This is a genomic window from Prevotella multiformis DSM 16608, assembly GCF_000191065.1.
In the GTDB taxonomy this organism is placed as follows: Bacteria; Bacteroidota; Bacteroidia; order Bacteroidales; family Bacteroidaceae; genus Prevotella; species Prevotella multiformis.
In genome coordinates this window covers 1,149,600-1,171,090 of sequence record NZ_GL872283.1, presented here as the reverse complement: position 1 = coordinate 1,171,090, position 21,491 = coordinate 1,149,600, and the positions used below count along the sequence as shown (strand labels likewise).

General features: G+C 52.6%; 18 protein-coding genes. 14 read left to right on the top strand and 4 right to left on the bottom strand.

The window, feature by feature from the left end:
* Positions 1 to 239 precede the first annotated feature (239 nt).
* The 12 genes from HMPREF9141_RS10115 to HMPREF9141_RS10060 all read left to right on the top strand — a co-directional run bounded on the left by HMPREF9141_RS10115 (position 240) and on the right by HMPREF9141_RS10060 (position 12,018).
* Complete coding sequence (locus HMPREF9141_RS10115) at positions 240 to 590, top strand: NADH-quinone oxidoreductase subunit A (RefSeq protein ID WP_007368636.1); 351 nt, start codon at positions 240 to 242, stop codon at positions 588 to 590.
* A complete protein-coding gene (locus HMPREF9141_RS10110; RefSeq protein WP_007368635.1) occupies positions 581 to 1,474 on the top strand; it encodes an NADH-quinone oxidoreductase subunit B in 894 nt (297 codons plus the stop codon). The genes HMPREF9141_RS10115 and HMPREF9141_RS10110 overlap by 10 nt, the downstream gene beginning before the upstream one ends.
* Positions 1,475 to 1,492: 18 nt before the next feature.
* Entirely contained in the window at positions 1,493 to 3,067 is a 1,575-nt protein-coding gene (locus HMPREF9141_RS10105; RefSeq protein ID WP_007368634.1) for an NADH-quinone oxidoreductase subunit D-related protein, read from the top strand.
* 44 nt (positions 3,068 to 3,111) lie between these two features.
* Positions 3,112 to 4,203 (top strand): NADH-quinone oxidoreductase subunit NuoH, encoded by a 1,092-nt coding sequence (gene nuoH / locus HMPREF9141_RS10100; RefSeq protein ID WP_007368633.1) that lies wholly within the window; start codon positions 3,112 to 3,114, stop codon positions 4,201 to 4,203.
* A 12-nt stretch (positions 4,204 to 4,215) separates the two neighbouring features.
* Positions 4,216 to 4,752, top strand: a complete 537-nt coding sequence (locus HMPREF9141_RS10095) for a 4Fe-4S dicluster domain-containing protein (protein ID WP_007368632.1) — start codon at positions 4,216 to 4,218, stop codon at positions 4,750 to 4,752.
* A 12-nt stretch (positions 4,753 to 4,764) separates the two neighbouring features.
* A complete protein-coding gene (locus tag HMPREF9141_RS10090) occupies positions 4,765 to 5,304 on the top strand; it encodes an NADH-quinone oxidoreductase subunit J family protein (protein WP_007368631.1) in 540 nt (179 codons plus the stop codon).
* Complete coding sequence (gene nuoK / locus HMPREF9141_RS10085) at positions 5,301 to 5,609, top strand: NADH-quinone oxidoreductase subunit NuoK (protein ID WP_007368630.1); 309 nt, start codon at positions 5,301 to 5,303, stop codon at positions 5,607 to 5,609. The genes HMPREF9141_RS10090 and nuoK overlap by 4 nt, the downstream gene beginning before the upstream one ends.
* A 13-nt stretch (positions 5,610 to 5,622) precedes the next feature.
* Positions 5,623 to 7,677, top strand: a complete 2,055-nt coding sequence (locus HMPREF9141_RS10080; protein WP_007368629.1) for an NADH-quinone oxidoreductase subunit 5 family protein — start codon at positions 5,623 to 5,625, stop codon at positions 7,675 to 7,677.
* A gap of 4 nt (positions 7,678 to 7,681) precedes the next feature.
* Entirely contained in the window at positions 7,682 to 9,193 is a 1,512-nt protein-coding gene (locus HMPREF9141_RS10075; protein WP_007368628.1) for a complex I subunit 4 family protein, read from the top strand.
* A 12-nt stretch (positions 9,194 to 9,205) separates the two neighbouring features.
* Complete coding sequence (locus HMPREF9141_RS10070; RefSeq protein WP_007368627.1) at positions 9,206 to 10,648, top strand: NADH-quinone oxidoreductase subunit N; 1,443 nt, start codon at positions 9,206 to 9,208, stop codon at positions 10,646 to 10,648.
* A gap of 417 nt (positions 10,649 to 11,065) precedes the next feature.
* Positions 11,066 to 11,614, top strand: a complete 549-nt coding sequence (locus HMPREF9141_RS10065) for a glutathione peroxidase (RefSeq protein ID WP_007368625.1) — start codon at positions 11,066 to 11,068, stop codon at positions 11,612 to 11,614.
* Positions 11,615 to 11,709: 95 nt separating this feature from the next.
* On the top strand, positions 11,710 to 12,018 hold the full coding sequence (locus HMPREF9141_RS10060; protein WP_004353523.1) for an MGMT family protein: 309 nt from the start codon (positions 11,710 to 11,712) through the stop codon (positions 12,016 to 12,018).
* A gap of 237 nt (positions 12,019 to 12,255) precedes the next feature.
* Here the strand turns inward: HMPREF9141_RS10060 and HMPREF9141_RS10055 are convergent, their stop codons facing one another.
* Together HMPREF9141_RS10055 and HMPREF9141_RS10050 are read right to left on the bottom strand one after the other, a co-directional pair.
* Positions 12,256 to 13,197: a cation diffusion facilitator family transporter gene (locus HMPREF9141_RS10055; protein WP_007368624.1), complete on the bottom strand. Its 942-nt coding sequence runs from the start codon at positions 13,195 to 13,197 to the stop codon at positions 12,256 to 12,258.
* An 11-nt stretch (positions 13,198 to 13,208) separates the two neighbouring features.
* Complete coding sequence (locus HMPREF9141_RS10050; protein ID WP_007368623.1) at positions 13,209 to 13,478, bottom strand: hypothetical protein; 270 nt, start codon at positions 13,476 to 13,478, stop codon at positions 13,209 to 13,211.
* Positions 13,479 to 13,659: 181 nt separating this feature from the next.
* Between HMPREF9141_RS10050 and HMPREF9141_RS10045 the strand changes: the two genes are divergently transcribed.
* Complete coding sequence (locus HMPREF9141_RS10045) at positions 13,660 to 14,868, top strand: L-serine ammonia-lyase (protein ID WP_007368622.1); 1,209 nt, start codon at positions 13,660 to 13,662, stop codon at positions 14,866 to 14,868.
* 140 nt (positions 14,869 to 15,008) lie between these two features.
* On the opposite strand, the gene clpB is transcribed toward HMPREF9141_RS10045, so the two are convergent.
* Together clpB and mnmL are read right to left on the bottom strand one after the other, a co-directional pair.
* Positions 15,009 to 17,597, bottom strand: a complete 2,589-nt coding sequence (gene clpB / locus HMPREF9141_RS10040; RefSeq protein ID WP_007368621.1) for an ATP-dependent chaperone ClpB — start codon at positions 17,595 to 17,597, stop codon at positions 15,009 to 15,011.
* Between the two features lie 178 nt (positions 17,598 to 17,775).
* Positions 17,776 to 18,714, bottom strand: a complete 939-nt coding sequence (mnmL, locus tag HMPREF9141_RS10035) for a tRNA modification radical SAM protein MnmL/YtqA (RefSeq protein ID WP_007368620.1) — start codon at positions 18,712 to 18,714, stop codon at positions 17,776 to 17,778.
* A 55-nt stretch (positions 18,715 to 18,769) separates the two neighbouring features.
* Between mnmL and HMPREF9141_RS10030 the strand changes: the two genes are divergently transcribed.
* Positions 18,770 to 20,959, top strand: a complete 2,190-nt coding sequence (locus HMPREF9141_RS10030) for a S9 family peptidase (RefSeq protein WP_257009598.1) — start codon at positions 18,770 to 18,772, stop codon at positions 20,957 to 20,959.
* The last annotated feature ends 532 nt before the right edge of the window (positions 20,960 to 21,491 follow it).

Sequence of the window (21,491 nt, the reverse complement as noted above, 5' to 3'; positions counted from 1 at the left end):
AAGATGATTTGTCATACATTCTTGCGCCGATCCCTGACTTTCCGCCAACGGTACAGACTGGTCAGCGAACAGGCGGTATGCCTGTGATGGGTAGGTTTGTAATGTGGAGTTTGCAAAAACTCGTATGTTTTTCTGTTTTGTTTGCAATTGTTCTCAAATATTTTTGTATCTTTGCACACGTTTTAAAACATGTCTAACCAGGGCAAGATTGCACATTTAAATTATAGCTATATAAGTTTATGTATTTCACACTTTTTGTTACCGTTCTGATGACGGCCGCATTCCTGGTAGTGGCAGCGTATGCTATCGCCAAGCTGATCGGCCCGCGGTCATACAATCCGGCGAAGGGTGAGCCTTACGAGTGTGGTATTCCGACTTATGGAACCTCTTGGTTACCAATGCATGTCGGCTACTATCTCTTTGCCATCCTGTTCCTGATGTTTGACGTGGAGACCGTCTTCCTCTACCCGTGGGCAGTCGTTGTAAAGAAAATTGGACCTCTGGCACTCGCCACAATCGGGTTCTTTATGCTGGTATTAGTATTTGGCCTTGCGTATGCTTGGCGGAAAGGAGCGCTTGAATGGAAATAAGGAAGCCAAAAATCAAGTCTCTTCCATACGAGGATTGGAAGGACAATGATACGCTTAGCAAGATGGCAAGCGAACTGAACGACGGCGGTACCAACCTCGTCCTCGGCAACCTGGACCAGCTGATCAACTGGGGCCGCAGCAACTCTCTCTGGTCGCTGACCTTTGCCACGTCCTGCTGCGGCATTGAGTTCATGGCGGTCGGCTGTGCACGTTACGACTTCTCGCGTTTCGGTTTCGAGGTGACACGTAACTCTCCCCGTCAGGCCGACCTGATCATGTGCGCCGGTACGATCACGAACAAGATGGCGCCCGCCCTGAAGCGTCTGTATGACGAGATGGCAGAACCGAAGTATGTCATTGCCGTAGGCGGATGTGCCATCTCCGGCGGTCCGTTCAAGGACAGCTATCATGTCATGCGCGGTATCGACGAGATCATCCCGGTAGATGTCTATATCCCGGGCTGTCCTCCGCGTCCGGAGGCGATCGTCTACGGTATGATGCAGCTCCAGCGAAAAGTGAAGATCGAGAAATTCTTCGGCGGGGTCAATCACAAGCAGACGGCGGAAGAACGTAAACTCGGAAAGAGCAACGAGGAACTTATCTTCGAGGAGAAGCTGGGCATCAACCCCGAAGAGATAAAGGAAAAGCGCGAGGCGGCATGGGAGGCTGCCAGGAAACCGGCTCCCAAGCCTGCACGTCCGGCCGCTGCGAAAGCCGCTGCCCCGGCAAAGCCGGCTGCTGCTCCTGAAGCTGCCGCTCCCAGAAAGGAGACGATCGTCGTGAACCGGCCGGTTACGAAAGAAGATGTGGAGAAACTGGGCAAGGAGATCGAACAGATCGACGCTGCCGGGAAATCTGCCGGCGAGAGTGCTACTAACAAATAATATATAAGGTACGCGAGAATGAAATTAGAAAACAAAGAATTCGGTTTTGATAGCTTTGCCGCCGAGATGGCAAAGCTGAAGAATGAGAAGCATTTCGATTACCTTGTTACTGTTGTCGGCGAAGACTTTGGTGCGGAAGAAGGTCTTGGATGTATCTATATCCTTGAGAACACGGACACACACGAGCGTTGCTCTGTAAGGCAGCTCGCTAAGAAAGTCGGCGAGGAGTCGGTGGTCCCCTCTGTCTGCCGGCTGTGGGCGGATGCCGACCTGCTGGAGCGCGAGGTCTACGACTTCTACGGCATCAAGTTCCTCGGTCACCCGGATATGCGCCGTCTCTACCTGAGAAACGACTTCAAGGGCTATCCCCTCCGCAAGGATTATGACATGGATCCCGCAAAGAACATGTACACGACGGAGGATGACGTGGAACTCGATACGACTACGGAGTGGAACCTGGACAAGAACGGCGAGCTGGTCGGCACGCCGCATCCTCTGTTCACGGACGACAATTTCGTCGTGAACATCGGCCCCCAGCACCCTTCTACGCATGGTGTGCTCCGTCTGCAGACGGTGCTGGACGGTGAGACCGTCGTGAAGATCTATCCGCATCTGGGCTATATCCACCGCGGTATCGAGAAGCTCTGCGAGCAGTTCACTTATCCCCAGACGCTGGCGCTGACCGACCGTATGAACTACCTGTCGGCCATGATGAACCGGCATGCGCTGGTCGGCGTGATAGAGGAGGGGATGGGCATTGAACTGTCCGACCGCATCAAGTATGTCCGTACCATCATGGACGAGCTGCAGCGCATAGACAATCACCTCCTCTATACGGCCTGCTGTGCCCAGGACCTGGGTGCGCTTACGGCCTTCCTTTATGGAATGCGCGATCGTGAACACGTGCTGAATGTGATGGAGGAGACGACCGGCGGCCGGCTGATCCAGAACTATTATAGAATCGGCGGCCTGCAGGCTGACATTGATCCGCATTTCGTTTCGAATGTCAAGGAGCTGTGCAGGTATCTGCGCCCGATGGTCCAGGAATATCTGGATGTCTTCGGCGACAACGTCATTACGCACCAGCGTTTCCGCAATATCGGCTTCATGAGCGAGCAGGACTGCATCAGTTATGGTGTGACGGGACCTGCCGGCCGCGCAAGCGGATGGAAGAACGATGTCCGCAAGAACCATCCGTATGCGATGTACGACAAGGTGGACTTCGAGCAGGTGACCTTGTCTCACGGCGACTCCATGGACCGTTACTATTGCCATATTCAGGAGATTTACCAGAGTCTCAATATCATCGAACAGCTCGTCGACAATATTCCGGAGGGCGATTTCTACATCAAGCAGAAGCCCATCATCAAGGTGCCGGAAGGACAGTGGTACTTCTCCGTGGAAGGTGCCAGCGGCGAGTTCGGCGCCTACCTGGACTCTCGTGGCGACAAGACGGCTTATCGTCTGAAGTTCCGTCCGATGGGTCTGTCGCTTGTCGGTGCGATGGACAAGATGCTGTGTGGTGAGAAGATCGCCGACCTGGTGACGACAGGTGCCGCTCTTGACTTCGTGATTCCTGACATTGACCGCTGACGGGATTCTCATTAAAGTAATCAATTAAGAATTAAAATCATACTATGTTCGATTTTAGAATAGTAACAACATGGTTCGATGAGTTGCTCCGCGTCACTTGTGGCCTGGGTAACTTCTGGACCGTTCTGATTGAGTGCGTGGTGGTAGGACTGGCGATACTGCTTGCCTATGCCCTGCTTGCCATCGTGCTGATCTTCATGGAACGCAAGGTCTGCGCCTACTTCCAGTGCCGTATCGGGCCTGTCAGGGTAGGATGGTGGGGAACGTTGCAGGTCTTTGCCGACGTGCTGAAGATGCTGATCAAGGAGATTTTCGCCGTTGACAAGGCCGACAAGCTGCTTTATTATCTAGCTCCTTTCCTGGTCATCATCGCCTCTGTCGGCACTTTCTCTTTCCTTCCCTGGAACAAAGGTGCGAATATCCTGGACTTCAATGTGGGCATCTTCCTCGTGACGGCAATCAGTTCCATCGGGGTGGTCGGTATCTTCCTTGCAGGCTGGGGCAGTAACAACAAGTACTCTGTCCTGTCCGCCATGCGCGGGGCCGTACAGATGATTTCCTATGAGCTTTCATTGGGTATCTGTTTGATTTCAGCAGTTATTTTGACTGGTACAATGCAGGTTTCAGGTATAGTTGAAGCTCAGACTGGTCCTTTGCGGTGGTTGATCGTACAGGGACATGTTCCTGCTACTTTGGCTTTCCTCGTATTCTGTGTTGCTGGTAATGCAGAGGCTAACCGTGGTCCGTTCGACTTGGCAGAAGCTGAGAGTGAGTTGACTGCAGGTTACCACACTGAGTATAGTGGTATGGGCTTCGGTTTCTATTATCTGGCTGAGTATCTTAATCTTTTTGTTGTATCAGGTATTGCAACTACTGTATTCTTAGGCGGTTGGGCTCCTTTGAACATTGGATTAGATGGCTTCGATGCTATTATGAATTACATTCCAGGACTCGTTTGGTTCCTTGGTAAGACATTCGTTGTAGTATTCCTGCTGATGTGGATTAAGTGGACTTTCCCACGTCTCCGTATCGATCAGATTCTGAAATTAGAGTGGAAGTATCTTATGCCGCTGTCACTGGTTATCCTCGTATTGATGACTGTGTGCGTAGCATTTGGTTGGACTATTCACTATTAATGGTTAAAGAGAATGGAAGATAAAAAACAATCATATTTTGGTGAGGTCGGGAGTGCGCTCAAGACACTTGCTACGGGTATGAAGGTGACCATGAAGGAATACTTCACACCGAAGTCTACCGAGCAGTATCCTGAGAACCGCAAGACAACCCTGCACGTCGCCCAGCGTCACCGCGGCCGTCTGGTCTTCAAGCGTGACGAAGAAGGAAATTACAAGTGTACTTCCTGTACCATGTGCGAGAAGGCCTGTCCGAACGGTACCATCAAGATAGCATCGGAGATGGTCACCAATCCGGAGACAGGCCGTAAGAAGAAGCAGCTTCTGGATTATCAGTACGACTTGGGCGACTGTATGTTCTGTGAGCTGTGCGTCAATGCCTGTAACTTCGATGCAATTGAGTTTACAAACGATTTTGAAAACTCTGTCTTCGACCGTTCCAAGTTGGTTCTCCATCTTGACAAGGAGGTCTATAAGGGCGGTTCGCTGCCGGATCTCATCGATGGCGGTGCAGACTGGAAAGTCGGGACATTCAATACTAAAAAGAAATAAAGAGGTAGAGATATGGCAAGATTGATTATGTTTGCGGTTCTCGCCGTGGTAATACTGGCTTCCGCCGTGTTCTGCGTGTCGACGAAGCGTATCATGCGGGCGGCGACAGCATTGCTGTTTGTGCTCTTTGGCGTTGCAGGTCTCTATTTCCTGCTCGATTATACTTTCCTGGGTGCAGTACAGATCAGCATTTATGCTGGCGGTATCACCATGATGTACATCTTCGCGATCCAACTGGTGAGCAAGCGTACATTGCAGGGACTCTCTGAACGTTGGCTGGGCAAGCGCACTATCCTTGCTGCCTTTATCGCCTTGGCGGGATTCGCAACGGTGGTCGTTGTTCTTCTGAAGAACGAACTTATCCGCAATACTGTCGTGGAAGGGGACAGCCTAAGCAGGGAACTGACGATGGATACTGTCGGACAGACCTTGATGAGTGCCGACAAATACGGGTATGTGCTCCCGTTCGAGTTCATCTCGGTATTCCTTCTGGCCTGCATCATCGGCGGTCTGGTCATTTTGAACCATAAGAAAAAGGAGGAAAGCAAATGATACCAGTTGGATATTTCTTTGTCCTTAGCGGACTGCTGTTCTTCATCGGAGTATTCGGCTTCGTAACCCGTCGCAACCTCGTTGCAATGCTGATCTCCGTAGAGTTAATTCTCAATAGCGTGGACATCAATTTCGCCGCGTTCAACCGTCTGCTTTTCCCTGACGGCTACGAGGGGCTGTTCTTTACACTCTTCTCCATCGGTGTCAGTGCGGCCGAGTCGGCTGTTGCACTCGCTATTATCATCAATGTTTACCGTCATTTCCACAGCGATCAGGTGAACAGTATTGAAAATATGAAATTATAAAGAGAAAACAAATATGTTTGACTACGCATTTTTGATACTTCTTCTCCCGTTCCTGAGTGCGATTGTACTCGGATTGTTCGGAATGAAGATGCCTCGCAAGGTCGCCGGTATCATCGGCACCTGTGTGGTGGGTATGCTGTTTGCGCTCAGCCTTTATACCGCTTATCGCTATTTCTTCTATACCGGCGAATATGCGGCCATGGGCGAGACTTTCAACGTGACTGACGGCCGTCTGGCAAGTGGTGTGTACCCGACTGTTACGACTTTCAACCTCACCTGGCTGAAGTTTACAGAGCTGTTGACCTTCAATATTGGCTTGCGCCTTTCGCCTATCAGTGTGATGATGCTGATTGTCATTACCACCGTCAGCTTCATGGTTCACATCTATTCGTTCGGTTATATGGCCGAACGGGATGAGCACTATAAGTTCGAGGAGTATGAGCACGGCTTCCAGCGTTTCTATGCTTACCTGTCGCTTTTCACGATGTCCATGCTCGGACTCGTGGTGGCTACCAATATCTTCCAGATGTATTTGTTCTGGGAGCTGGTGGGTGTATGCTCTTATCTGCTGATCGGCTTTTATTATCCGAAGCATACGGCGGTACACGCCAGCAAGAAGGCTTTTATCGTCACACGTTTCGCTGACCTGTTCTTCCTGATCGGTATCCTGTTCTTCAGCTTCTATGTAGGAACATTCAACTACGATCTCAATGTCAATCCCGGTCTTGTCGGAAAGCTGACGGCATTGGCCGCTAATCCGGCACTTGCCTGGGTACTGCCGACGGCACTTTTCCTGATGTTCATCGGTGGTGCCGGTAAGTCGGCCATGTTCCCGCTGCACATCTGGCTGCCGGATGCCATGGAGGGTCCGACGCCGGTTTCTGCCTTGATTCATGCGGCCACCATGGTCGTTGCCGGTGTGTTCCAGGTCGCTTCACTGCTGCCGATATACGTACAGTTCGGTGCGCAGGAACAGCTTCACTGGATTGCGTGGATTGCGGCGTTCACCGCCTTCTATGCCGCTGCGGTAGCCTGCGCACAGCGTGACATCAAGCGAGGTCTGGCTTTCTCTACCATCTCGCAGATCGCTTATATGCTCGTTGCACTGGGTGTCTGCTTCTATGACAGCAGGAACGGTTCGTTCAACAGTGCCGAGTATCTCCATCATGGCGGCCTCGGTTATATGGCTGCCATGTTCCACCTCTTCACCCATGCCATGTTCAAGGCACTGCTCTTCCTCTGCTCTGGTGCAATCATTGTCATCATCGGCAGCAACTTCAAGGAGTATATGGGCGGACTGCACAAGTACATGCCGATTACCAACATCTGTTTCCTGATCGGCTGTCTGGCAATCGCCGGAATTCCTCCTTTTGCAGGCTTCTTCTCGAAGGATGAGATCATCTCCGCCTGCAATGCGCTGCCGGGTGTTGAAGGTCAGGCGTTGAAATGGATCATGACCATCGTGGCCGGCATGACAGCATTCTATATGTTCCGGCTTTACTATGTCATCTTCTGGGGAAGCTCATATTACGAGCAGGACCCCGAGAACCGCCGTCGTCCGCAGGAAGTTCCTTTCGTCATGTGGGGGCCGCTGGTATTCCTCGCAGCCGTTTCAGTCTGTGCGGGCTGGATTCCATTCGGCCACTTTGTCAGTGCCAACGGACTGAACTATGACATCCACATCGACTGGAGCATTGCCACGACCAGTATCATTGCGGCCGTCATCGGCATTGCGCTTGCCACCTGGATGTATGCCGGCAAGCAGCAGCCTGTTGCTGATGCCTTGCAGCGTACATTCCCACGCCTGCACAAGGCTGCCCTCAACAGATTCTATATTGATGATGCCTGGCAGTTCTTCACACACAAGATCGTGTTCCGCTGTTTCTCCATTCCCATCGCCTGGTTCGACCGCCACGTCATCGACGGTACATTCAATTTCATGGCCTGGGGTACGCAGGAGGCCGGAGAGTCCATCCGTTCCTGGCAGAGTGGCGATGTCCGCCAGTATGCCGTATGGTTCATCACCGGTACAGTAGCATTAACATTGGTATTACTTTGCTTGATTTAAAGAAATGAGTTGGATATTAACTGTATTTGTAATTATCCCCGTCCTGATGCTCTGCGGCCTTTGGGTTGCCAAGAACGATAATCAGGTACGCGGTTTGATGGTGGCTGGATCTACGGCACTTCTGGTAGGTGCCATCTGGCTGACTGTCTATTTTGTCCAGCAGCGCAACGCAGGTAATCATGATGCGATGCTGCTGGCGAACTCCGTAATGTGGTTCAAACCGCTGAACATTGCCTTCTCGGTAGGTGTAGACGGGATTTCTGTCGTCATGATTCTGCTTTCAGCAGTCATTGTTTTCACAGGAACGTTCGCCAGCTGGCAGCTCGAACCGATGAAGAAGGAGTACTTCCTCTGGTTCGTCCTTCTTGCTTCCGGCGTGTTCGGCTTCTTTATCTCTACGGATATGTTCACGATGTTCATGTTCTATGAGGTGGCCCTTATCCCGATGTACCTCCTCATCGGCGTATGGGGAACAGGCCCGAAGGAATATTCGGCCATGAAGCTTACCCTGATGCTGATGGGCGGATCAGCCCTTTTGATACTCGGTATTCTCGGCATCTACTATTTCAGCGGTGCCACCACAATGGATGTCACCGAGCTGGCACGTATGCATGCCATGCCCAAGAACGCACAGAACATCTTCTTTCCCTTTGTATTCATCGGCTTCGGTGTGCTCGGCGCGCTGTTCCCGTTCCACACATGGTCTCCTGACGGTCATGCTTCTGCCCCGACGGCTGTTTCCATGCTCCATGCGGGCGTGCTGATGAAGCTCGGTGGCTATGGCTGTCTGCGTATTGCGATGTTCCTGATGCCGGATGCTTTGCAGACATGGGCACCGGTATTCCTCGTGCTGACGACTATCTCCGTCGTCTATGGCGCCCTGTCAGCCTGTGTACAGACTGACCTGAAATACATCAATGCCTACTCTTCAGTGTCCCATTGCGGCATGGTGCTCTTCGCATTGTTGATGATGACCCAGACCGCCATTACGGGAGCCATCCTGCAGATGCTCTCTCACGGTCTGATGACAGCCCTGTTCTTCGCCTGCATCGGTATGATCTACCACCGTGCCGGAACACGTGATGTCCGCTACCTCGGCGGTCTGATGAAGGTCATTCCGTTCCTCGCCGTATCATACGTTGTTGCCGGCCTGGCCAACCTCGGTCTGCCGGGCTTCTCCGGTTTCGTTGCCGAGATGACCATCTTCGTAGGTTCATTCGAGAATGCCGGCATGTTCCATCGTGTGGCCACCATCATTTCCTGTACGGCCATCGTCATCACGGCGGTCTACATTCTCCGCGTTGTCGGAAAGATTCTCTTCCAGGCGATACCTAACAAGAAGTTCTATGAGCTGCACGATGCCACATGGGACGAACGCTTTGCGGTCGGCGCCTTGATTTTCTGCGTTGCAGGGCTGGGACTTTGTCCGCTCTTCTTCGAGAACATGATCATCGATGCCGTTCATCCTATCTTCGACCATATCATCGCATATGTACCAACACTGGGTAATCTTTAACAAACTGGCGAAATGAATTATAGTGATTTCTTTAAGATGATTCCGGAGGCAAGTCTCGTTGCCATCCTGATAGTTTTGTTCGTTGCCGACTTCGCAACGGCAAAGACTGAAGAGCGCAGGTGGTTCAATCCGCTGGCTTCTGTGCTCCTTTTGCTCAATACGTTCGTATGCCTGCTTCCAATGGAAGCACAGACGGCGTTCGGCGGTATGTACGTTACGTCTTCTGCCGTCAACGTCATGAAGGCCATTCTTTCCATGGGAACCTTCATCGTTGTCCTGCAGAGCCGTGTATGGGCGGCGAAGGGCGGCAAGGAAGGCGAATTTTATATGCTCATTGTCTCGACACTTCTGGGTATGTTTGCCATGATGAGTGCTGGAAACTTCCTGATGTTCTTCCTCGGACTCGAGATGGCGTCCGTACCTTTGGCATGTGCCGTAGCCTTCGATATGTACCGTAAGAACTCTGCCGAGGCTGCTGCCAAGTTCATCCTGACGGCCACCTTTTCAAGTGGCGTGATGATTTATGGCATCAGCTTTCTGTACGGTGAGTTCGGTACACTCTACTTTGCAGACGTTGTTGCTGCAAAGATGCAGGCAACTCCGCTGACCATCATGGGACTTGTCTTCTTCTTCAGCGGTCTCGGCTTCAAGATCTCCCTCGTGCCGTTCCACTTCTGGACGGCTGATACCTATCAGGGTGCGCCGACAACTGTTACCGGCTATCTGAGCGTCATTTCCAAGGGAGCTGCAGCCTTTACGCTGCTGAGCATTCTCTTCCATGTCTTCGGCGGTATCATGGTCTACTGGCACGTGCTGCTGATGATCGTTGTGGTGCTTTCCATCACCATTGCCAACCTCTTTGCAGTACGGCAGGGTGAATTGAAACGCTTCATGGCTTTCAGTTCCATTTCGCAGGCCGGCTATATCATGCTGGCAGCCATCGGCAACGACTGGGCGAACTCGGTCACTGCCTTGAGCTACTATGTCCTGATTTACATCGTGGCCAACATGGCGGTTTTCACGATTATCAGTGTCGTAGAGCAGAACAATGGCGGAAAGACCAATATCAGCGACTATAACGGCTTCTACCGGACCAATCCGCGTCTCAGTTTCCTGATGACGCTGGCCATGTTCTCACTCGGCGGTATCCCTCCGTTTGCAGGAATGTTCTCCAAGTTCTTCGTATTCATGTCAGGTGTCAACGGAGCAGACATCAACACGACGATGGGCGCATGGGCATACGCCGTGGTCTTCATCGCACTGATCAACACGGTCATCTCACTCTACTACTATCTGAAGATTGTCAAGGCGATGTACATTGTCCGCACCGACAATCCGCTGCCGGCCTTCAGAAGCGACTGCAACACCAAGTTCGCTTTGGCGGTCTGCATGGCCGGCATTCTCCTCTTCGGTGTATGCAGCTTCGTATATGAGTGGATTGCAGCTGCAGCATAGTGGCAGCTCCTTTGAGTTTCTCAAATGCTATGGCGCCCGGGTATCCTGTTGGAATCCCGGGCGTTTTTCTTTTTCTTCTATATTGTCCAGAAAATGACGGGCGGATGTGCAGTCAGGCAGCCCCAGCTTCCGTAATTGCAGGAAACGGACAGACTGTTAAGTCGGCTTAACAGTGATGGTGTAAATTGAGATCTGCTGCGAAATGATGTTAAATCTGACCGTAATCGTCAGCGGTGTAATGACTTTGTCCTATCTTTGCAGCATCAAACAGAAATTGGAAAAATTACTATGTACGAATTTGTGCAGCATTCAGGGCATGAATGCTCTGTGTCTGGATGTGGGTTCGGTATAGGAACGGTTCTGTTGGATATTTGGATGATAAGAAAACACTATTAGAATTAAACAAGGAAAAGAATTATGGCAACAGTTTACGATTTCAATCTGAAAGACAAGAAAGGCAACGAGGTAAGTCTCGGAATATACAAGGGGAAGGTTCTGCTCATCGTCAATACGGCAACCGGCTGCGGCTTCACCCCGCAGTATGAAGATCTGGAGGCTATGTACCACAGCCTGAAGGACAAGGGACTGGAAATCCTTGACATTCCCTGCGACCAGTTCGGCCATCAGGCTCCCGGTACGGATGAGGAAATCCATGAGTTCTGTACGATGAAATTCGGTGCGGACTTCCCGCAGTTCAAGAAAAGCGAGGTGAACGGTGCGAACGAGCTGCCCCTCTATACATGGCTGAAGAGTGAGAAGGGGTATGCCGGTGGTGGTTACGAGGCGAAGTTGGCCGCCATTATGGAGGACCTGTACAACAAGGCGAACACGGAACCCCGCAAGCAGAACGACATCCAGTGGAACTTCACTAAGTTTCTCGTCAACCGCAACGGCGAGGTGGTAGCCCGCTTCGAGCCGACAGTCGACCTCAAGGAAGTGCGGAAGGCTGTTGAGGCTGAACTCTGAACATATACGTCCTTACAGACGGCCTCTGTGCCGTCCCTGTAAGGATTTGAAAATAATAAGGTAACAACCTTCCGTCAGCCTCCTTTGAATTTCTGGTGGCAGTAGACATCGCTTCGTTCCGCAAGGACGTATATAGCATTGTGGCATCTATCCCTCGTGGGAGGGTACTTAGCTACGGTCAGGTGGCCTGGCTTACGGGTCATCCCACTCATTGCCGTCTGGTTGGAAGCGTGTTGCATGGGGCGGCGGAGAGCGACGGACTACCCTGCCACAGGGTCGTCAACAGCGCCGGACGCACGGTTCCCGGCTGGCAGGAGCAACGCCGACTGTTGGAAGCGGAGGGCATCACCTTCCGTCCGAACGGATGTGTCGACATGAAGAAATGGCAATGGAAACTTGAATAAGTGTCCATTGCCATTTTACAGTATATGACAGTGACAGGATTGGACAGGCCTTTCCTGCAGATGTGCCGATGCCTGTCACCTATCGTGTTGGCGGTAAACACCAGTGGTGTTGACGGTCAAATCATGTCGCTTGAGTTTTGTCGGACTGCATTACGGAGGAGCTGTTTGCAGACAGAGGCGGGGATGTCTGTCCCTGCTTTGACTGTCCTATGAACTTTTGGTACAGCCCCATCCTCTTCACCGTTTGTAATCTTCCCGGTATTTATCCGTCTCAATATAAATGTAAATGTTGTAGGCCGGGAAAGCCGCACGTATATGCCGTTCGATGTCATTGATCAGTTCTGGTGTCCGGGTCTCGTACTCGTCTCTCACGTCAATCTTTGCCGTGACGAGGATGTCCGTAGGACTCAGATGGATGGTCTTGATGTTGATGAGCCGGTCGACTTCCGGCCGGTTGAACGAGCCTTTGAGTCGGGCCAGGTCTTTCTCCGTGACACTCTCGCCGATGAGCAGACTGTAGAACTCGCGCGCAAGGAGAAGTGCCGCCGCACAGAGCAGTATGCCGATCAGCACGCCCGACAGTGCATCGTAGAACGGATTGCCTGTGAAATGGCTCAGGAGCGTGCCTGCCAGAGCTATCAGCAGACCGACGACGGCGCAGCTGTCTTCGGCGAAGATGATGAGGATTTCGCTGTGACGGCTCTCCCGCAGAAACCGGCAGAGCGGCAGTCGGTCTTTGTTCAGCTCCTTTATTTCCTTGAAAGCGACGTGCAGGCTGGCACTTTCCACCATCAGTCCGAAGAGGAGAATCGCCATGACCAGCCATGTGTTCTCCACGCTGTGCTCCGGATGGAACAGCTTCTGTGCCGCTTCCATGATGCCCAGCGCGCCGCCGGCGAAGAAGAGCATCATGGCGACGACCATGCTGTAAAAATACTTCGCCCGTGCCTGCCCGAACGGATGCCGTTCGCTGATTTTCGCTTCTGCCTGCCGGTTGCCCACCAGCAGGAGCAGCTCATTGCCGCAGTCCACGATGCTGTGGATCGATTCGTTCAGCATGGCGGCCGACCCGGAGACGGCAAATCCCACGAACTTCGATATGGCTACCAGTACGTTGGCACCCAGAGCGGCAATGACACTCATCATGCCGCCCTTGTCTTTCTTCTTCTCTTTCTCCATATATTGTCTGTTTATTTCCCGGCTGCTCTTTTGACCTCTTTCAGCATCTCCATCTTCTCCTCATAGACCGGCTGCCACTTGTCGACTATTGCATGAAGATTTCTGCAGTGCCTTTCCTGCTCACGGTACTCATCCGTGTCCGTCTGGTGGTTCTGTTCCATTGCAAGCATGTGCTCCATCGTCAATATCAGCTGCTGCTGCGCGTTGCGTAACTGCTCGCCGAGCTTCTCGAGATTTTCCATGAAAACCAGCGCACGGTCGATATGGTCTTTTTTTTCCATTGTTTTCACTGTTGGTAGCTATGAAATGATGGCTGCAAAGTTACTGAAAAAGTTGCGACGGTGAAAGGTTTCCCCTTAAATGTCTGCCTGATAATTTATGTGTCGTATACCGTCTCGTTGCGGTTTTTTTCGTAATTTTGCAGCACAATAGAGTAAAAGAGGTATTGAAGGGTAAACCGGTATGGAATCACTGAGAGAAATATTCAGAATAGGAAAAGGACCGTCGAGCAGCCATACGATGGGGCCGCAGCGGGCCGCCGTCATCTTCGCCGGCCGTCATCCGGAGGCAGCGCGTTTCGAGGTGACACTGTATGGAAGTCTGGCTGCTACGGGCAGGGGACACATGACGGACAAGGCCGTCATCGACGTGTTGAAGCCGGTAGCCCCGGTGGAAATCAAATGGGAACCGGAGGTGTTCCTGCCTTATCATCCCAACGGCATGGTGTTCCGTGCGTATGATAGCCATCAGAAAATAGAAGACGAATGGACGGTCTACAGCATCGGCGGCGGTGCTCTGTCGGAGGGAAAGGCTACAGGCGACTGTTTCCATCAGGATTCTGTATACGACCTGCACACGCTCAAGGACATCCAGTCCTGGTGCGAACATCATGGACGGGGCTACTGGGAATATGTGAAACAATGCGAGACCGATGATTTCTGGGATTATCTGCGTGAGGTGTGGCATGCCATGCAGGCGGCTGTCGAGCGTGGTCTTGACAGTGAGGGTGCATTGCCCGGACCATTGAACCTCGCACGCAAAGCCCCTACTTACTACATAAGGGCGCGCGGTTACAAACCGTCCCTGCAGAGCCGTGGGATGGTTTACGCATACGCATTGGCTGTCAGCGAGGAGAATGCCTCGGGCGGGACGATCGTCACAGCTCCCACCTGCGGGGCCTGCGGGGTCGTGCCGGCAGTCCTCTATCATCTGGCGAAAGGACACGAGTTTTCCGAGACGAAAATACTGCACGCTCTGGCGACGGCCGGTCTCTTCGGCAATGTCGTGAAGTACAATGCGTCGATTTCCGGTGCGGAGGTAGGCTGTCAGGGCGAGGTCGGTGTGGCCTGTGCCATGGCTTCGGCCGCCTCCTGCCAGTTGTTCGGCGGTACGCCCTCACAGATTGAGTATGCTGCGGAGATGGGGCTTGAACATCATCTGGGCATGACCTGCGACCCCGTCTGCGGTCTGGTGCAGATTCCCTGTATCGAGCGCAATGCTTTTGCTGCCTGCCGCGCCTTGGATGCACAGCTGTATGCCTCGTTCAGCGACGGCCACCACCGCGTGTCGTTCGATCGGGTAGTGGAGGTGATGAAGCAGACCGGGCACGACATTCCGTCACTGTACAAAGAGACGAGTGCAGGCGGACTGGCAAAGGATTATAAGTATTAGAAGACATCCCACCCCATATAGACAAAGCGGGAGAAGTCCATTCCGGACTTCTCCCGCTTTGTCTTGTATGATTTTACTATATGTCTCTGTTCTCTGCTTTCGGCACCTCTCCCACCTTGAGAAGAGGATGCTGTGAATGCTTAGTTCCTGAAGGTCAGTCCCTCGCCGAAGCAGTCGATGATGACCGGCTTGTCACGGTTGACACTGCCTGAAAGCAGAGACTTGCTGAGGTCGTTCAGCACATACCGCTGGATAGCCCGCTTGACGGGACGTGCGCCGAACTCCGGATCGTAGCCTACCCCGGCCAGATAGCTGATGGCAGGGTCGGTCCACTGGAGGTTGATACCCTGTGGTTCGAGCATAGCCTTCACACGCTCCAGCTGCAGCCGTACGACACCTCCGATCTGCTCCTTTGTCAACGGCAGGAACATGATGGTCTCGTCGATACGGTTGAGGAACTCCGGACGGATGGTCTTCTTCAACATTTCCATTACGGCAGTCCTCGCCTTTTCGATGACTTCCTCACGGTTGGAATCGGTGAGATTCTCGAACTGCTGCTGGATATACTGCGACCCCAGATTGGACGTCATGATGATAATCGTGTTCTTGAAGTTCACCGTCCGCCCCTTGTTGTCCGTCAGCCGTCCGTCGTCCAGTACCTGCAAGAGGATGTTGAACACGTCGGGATGCGCCTTTTCTATCTCGTCGAAGAGCACGACCGAGTAAGGTTTGCGGCGTACGGCCTCGGTCAGCTGGCCTCCTTCATCGTAGCCTACGTACCCCGGAGGCGCACCGATAAGTCGTGTGACGCTGAATTTCTCCTGATACTCGCTCATGTCAATCCGCGTCATCATTGACTCGTCGTTGAAAAGATAGTCAGCTAATGCCTTTGCCAGTTCGGTCTTACCTGTACCCGTTGTTCCGAGGAAGATGAACGATGCAATAGGTTTCTTCGGATCCTGCAGGCCGGCACGTGAACGGCGTACGGCATCTGCCACGGCCGTGATGGCCTCGTCCTGTCCGATGACACGCTTGTGGAGTTCGTCCTCCAGATGGAGCAGCTTGTCCTTCTCGCTCTGCAGCATCTTCGTGACAGGAATGCCTGTCCAGCGGCTAACTACCTCGGCGATGTCGTCCTCGGTAACCTCCTCACGCACCATGGCCTGTCCGCCCTGCGTGGCCTGCAGCTGCTGCTGGATGTTCTTTATGTCGTCTTCCAGCTGTTTCAGCCTCGAGTAGCGGATCTCAGCGACACGCTCGTAGTTGCCCTCACGCTCGGCACGGTCGGCCTCATACTTGAGGTTTTCCATCTCCTGCTTGTCCTGCTGAATCTTGTTCACCAGGGCACGTTCGCCTTCCCATTTTGCACGGAAGCTGTGCTCCTGTTCCCTGAGTTCGGCAATCTCCTTGTCGAGCTGTGCGATCTTCTCGGTGTCGTCTTCCCGCTTGATGGCCTCACGCTCAATCTCGAGCTGTTTCAGCCGGCGGGTTATCTCGTCCAGTTCCTCGGGTACAGAATCGCGCTCCATGCGCAGCTTGGCAGCTGCCTCGTCCATCAGGTCGATGGCCTTGTCGGGCAGGAAACGGTCGGAGATGTAACGCTCTGAGAGCTTCACGGCCGCAATGCAGGCATCGTCCTGGATACGTACCTTATGGTGGTTCTCGTAGCGTTCCTTCAGTCCGCGGAGGATGGAGATGGCATCCAGCTCGTCCGGCTCATCCACCATGACAGTCTGGAAACGACGCTCCAGGGCCTTGTCCTTCTCGAAATATTTCTGGTACTCGTTCAATGTTGTCGCACCGATGGCCCTCAGTTCGCCACGTGCCAGAGCCGGCTTCAGGATGTTGGCGGCATCCATGGCACCCTCGCCGCCGCCTGCACCGACCAGCGTGTGGATTTCATCAATGAAGAGGATGATGTTGCCTTCTGCCTTCGTCACCTCCTTGATGACACTCTTCAGCCGCTCCTCAAACTCACCTTTGTATTTTGCTCCGGCGAGCATCGCCCCCATATCCAGCGAGTAGAGCTGCTTGTCCTTCAGGTTTTCCGGCACATCGCCGCGGACGATTCTTTCGGCAAGTCCTTCGACGATAGCTGTCTTTCCTGTGCCCGGTTCACCGATGAGAATCGGGTTGTTCTTCGTACGGCGGGACAGTATCTGCAGTACACGGCGGATTTCCTCGTCACGTCCGATTACCGGGTCGAGCTTTCCTGCCCGGGCATCCTCGACAAGGTTGCGGGCAAATTTCTGCAGCGACTGATAGTTCTCGTCACCGCTCTGTGTCTGTACCTTCTGCCCCTGTCGCAGGTCGTTGATGGCTGCCGTCATCTCTTTCTCTGCACATCCGGCATCCTTCAGGATCCGGCTTGCCGTTGAGTTGACTGCCAGCAGTGCCAGCAGCATCGGCTCGATACTGACGAACTCGTCGCCCATCTTCTGCGAGATGTCCAACGTGCGCTGCATCACCTGATTGGCTTCAGAGGAGAAATAAGGCTCGCCGCCCGATACTTTCGGCAGATGGCTCATTTCGCTCTGGACGGCATTCTCTACGGTCTGTGCGTTCACCCCCAGTTTCTGGAAGACGTAGTTCGTCACATCCTTTCCCTTGTCCATCACGCCGGCAAGCAGATGTAGCGGCTCGATGGTCTGCTGCCCGTTGCGCTGTGCGGTGTTCACTGCACTCTGGACAGCCTCCTGTGCTTTAATTGTAAATTTCTCAAATGTCATTCTTCAGTCTCCTTTCTATATCTTCTTCCGCCTTATGGTTATAGGCATCGAAGTGTGTTCGTTTTTTTATTTTATATTGTCTGTCACTCAAATCCTGTGCCTTTGGCCTTTGTGTGACATCGTGTCAGACGAATGGGACAGATTGTCATAGTCGTTGATGGCTTCGTCTGTTCTTCCGTTATTCGGTCTGTGTTCGGTCTTCCTTTACACATTGTCCGTATTCATGTGTTGTCCGCATTCCTTTCAGATAATTGTGCAGGCGGTGGGTAAACTCATAGTTCTTCAGCCCCCATCTGGGCGCAATGAGCAGGTCGGCAGGGCTCTGGCTGACGAAGCGCTCGAGTACGAGGTCGGGGCGGAGCAGACGGATGTAGGCGGCAATGAGCCGGATATATTCCTCAACGGTGTAAAGATGAAAGGGATGGTCGGCATACATTTTCGCAAGGCGGGTACCCCGGATGATCTGCAACTGGTGGATTTTCAGCGTCGTCAGGGGGAGAGAAGAAATGATTGGCGCCTGCCGGAGACTCTCTTCTGCATCTTCACCGGGCAGACCGAGGATGATATGCGCACCGGTACGGATGCCGCGGCGGGCGGTCTTTTCTATAGCCTGGCGGGCACAGGCGAAGTCGTGTCCACGGTTGATGAGGCGCAGTGTGCTGTCGTTGCAGGTTTCCACGCCATATTCAACGATGAGAAATGTGCGGCGGTTGAGTTCTTCAAAATAGTCTAAGAGGGTGTCGTTGATGCAGTCGGGCCGTGTTCCGATGACGAGTCCGACGACATCCTCCACGGCAAGTGCTTCCTCGTAGAGGCCCTTGAGGCGGTTGTTGCTTCCGTAAGTGTTGGTATAGGCTTGGAAATAAGCAAGGTATTTCATGTCCGGGTATTTTCCGGAGAAGAACCGCTTGCCGTCTTCAAGCTGCTGTGTAATGCTCTTTCCGTTGTCGCAGTAAGCCGGATTGAAGGTCTGGTTGTTGCAGTAGATGCAGCCGCCGTACCCGCTCCTTCCGTCCCGGTTCGGACAGGTGAAGCCGGCATTGACCGATATTTTCTGTACTCTGAAAGGAAACTGGGTGCGGAGCCAGTTCCCGAAGTCACGATAATATTGTTCCATTCTTTTGCAAATTTACGGATTATTTTATACTTTTGCGATGTTAAAACTTGAATTTATGAAAAGAACAATCCTTATGTGTGCTGCTATGCTGACAGCTCTCCAGCTGATGGCAGGAGAGCCGATTTCATTGAAAGACATCACCAGCGGCGTATTCTGGGCGAAACGTATCTCGGGTGTCAATCCTCTGAAAGGTACTTCGGAATATGCACAGGTGTCGGCCGACGGCCGGCAGGTGGTGAAGTTTTCCTTCAGAACAGGTAAACCGACCGGTGTCATCTTCGACCTTTCCGATGTCAAGGACGGGCCGCTCAAGTTTTTTGATGACTATCAGATTTCGGCCGATGGATGCCGGCTGCTGTTGCAGACGAATACCAACCGCATCTATCGCCGTTCGTTTACGGCAGACTTCTATCTCTATGAAGTGAAGACGAAACAACTGAAGAAACTTTCAAAAGACGGGGCAGAACAGATACCTGTTTTTTCGCCTGACGGGCGGCAGATTGCATACGTCCATAAGAACAACATCTACATCACGGATGGTGAGAATGTCAGACAGGTCACCGCTGACGGTGCGTTCAACAAGGTCATCAACGGTCTGCCCGACTGGGTGAACGAGGAGGAGTTCGGCTTTAACAACGCACTTGCATGGAGCGCTGACAGCAAGACGTTGAGCTGGATCAGGTACGATGAAAGCAAGGTGAAGACCTATTCCCTGCAGTTTTTCAAAGGCTCGCATCCTGCATTCAATAAGTATGAGACTTATCCTGGAGAATACAGCTACAAATATCCGAAAGCCGGAGAGGACAATTCACAGGTAAGCGCATGGGCGTATTCGTTAAGTGACGGCAGTGTGCGCAAGTATGACCTACCTTTGGCAGCGGATGGTTATATCCCCCGCATCAAGACGACTGCTGATGCAGACAGGATCATTCTCTATACGATGAACCGGCACCAGGACGAACTGAATCTCTATGCTGCCAATCCCAAGACAGGAGCGTGCCGGCTGCTGATCAGGGAGCGTGTGCCCAAGTATGTGAAGGAAGAAGCGATGGAAGGCATCAGAATCATGAAAGATTACATTCTGCTGCCTTCCGACCGTGACGGCTATATGCACCTTTATTTATACAGCAAAGAAGGAAAGCTACTGCGCCAGATAGACAAGGGCGACTATGACGTGACGGAAATCTATGGATATGATGATAAGACCGGCAGCACCTACTTCCAGGCAGCTGCCCGCAAGCCGATGCAGCGGGAGGTCTATGTCGCCGACAAGTCCGGCAGGCTGACTTGCCTTTCTGCCCATGCAGGCTGGAATGCCGCTGCGTTCTCCGGTGATTACAGATACTTCCTCAATACATGGAGCGATCGTTACCATCCTTACGTCTATGCTATCTATGACAACAAGGGCAAGGAGGTACGCGAAGTGCTGAACAATGACGAACTGCAGACGAAACTTGCGAAGTATGGCAACGGCGGTGTTGAATTCTTCACATTTACGACATCCGAGGGAGTGAAGCTCAACGGATGGATGGTGAAACCCGCCGGATTCGATGCAAAGAAGAAGTATCCGGTCATCATGCACCAGTACAGCGGGCCGGGCAGCCAGCAGGTGGTTGACAGCTGGGGTGTCGGTTCGATGGGCAACGGCGGTATGTTCGATTATTACCTGGCACAGAAAGGCTACATCGTAGTGACGGTGGACGGCCGCGGCACAGGTGCGAGGGGAGCAGAGTTTGAAAAGTGTACTTATCTGAAGCTCGGCGATCTGGAGTCGAAGGACCAGGTGGAGGCGGCCCTGTGGCTGGGCAGACAGCCGTATGTCGATGCAGCACGTATCGGTATCTGGGGCTGGAGCTTCGGCGGTTTCAATACCCTGATGAGCATGAGCGAGGGACGTGATGTGTTCAAGGCGGGCGTAGCCATTGCACCGCCGACCGACTGGCGGTTCTACGATTCCGTCTATACGGAACGGTATATGCGTACACCGCAGGAGAATGCTTCCGGTTACGCCGTCAATCCCATCAACCGTGCCGGGAAGCTGCACGGCAGACTGCTGATCTGCCATGGCATGGCCGATGACAATGTTCATCCGCAGAATAGTTTTGAATATTCTGAGGCACTGGTTCAGGCAGACAAGGACTTCAAGGAGAATTATTATACGAACCGCAACCACTCTATCTATGGTGGCAACACACGCAACCATCTGTTGCGTCAGGTTGCTGAATGGTTCATGGAGAAACTTTAGGTGTGTCCTGTAAATTCCATGTAGGCATATCGTCACGATAAGATGCTGTCGGCTTCTGGCGTCTTGTGCTTTCTACGGCATACTCTGCCTCTTCCCTCGGTCGTACAGCCTGCAACACTCTTTTCAAGAAGCATATAGTGGCTGTTCGCCCAGAATTAGGAAGCCAGCAGAAGGGCGTTTTAGGTCACTTATATGAAAACTATACGCTCTGCCCAACTGGTGTCTGTGTTTATGACGGAAGAACCATTGGTAAGAAGTCTGCCTATGGGATGTCTCTGCGAAATGTCGTTGTAAGACACCGGGGAGTTCCCCGGACCGTAGAGAAGGATTGTCAGTCAGTTACTCAGGGACGTACGAAAGGGTGCGTCCCTGTTTTTGTTGCATGCTCGGCATGAGCACTGCCTGAGTTTCAAGTTCCGAGCAAGTACGGACAGCGGGAGTCATGCGAGAACAACTGGGTGAGGCTTCGTGAGGTGAAATCTGAAAGCTGCTGTCAGCAAACCTTTCCCTAACGGACAAATCATGGGTCAGT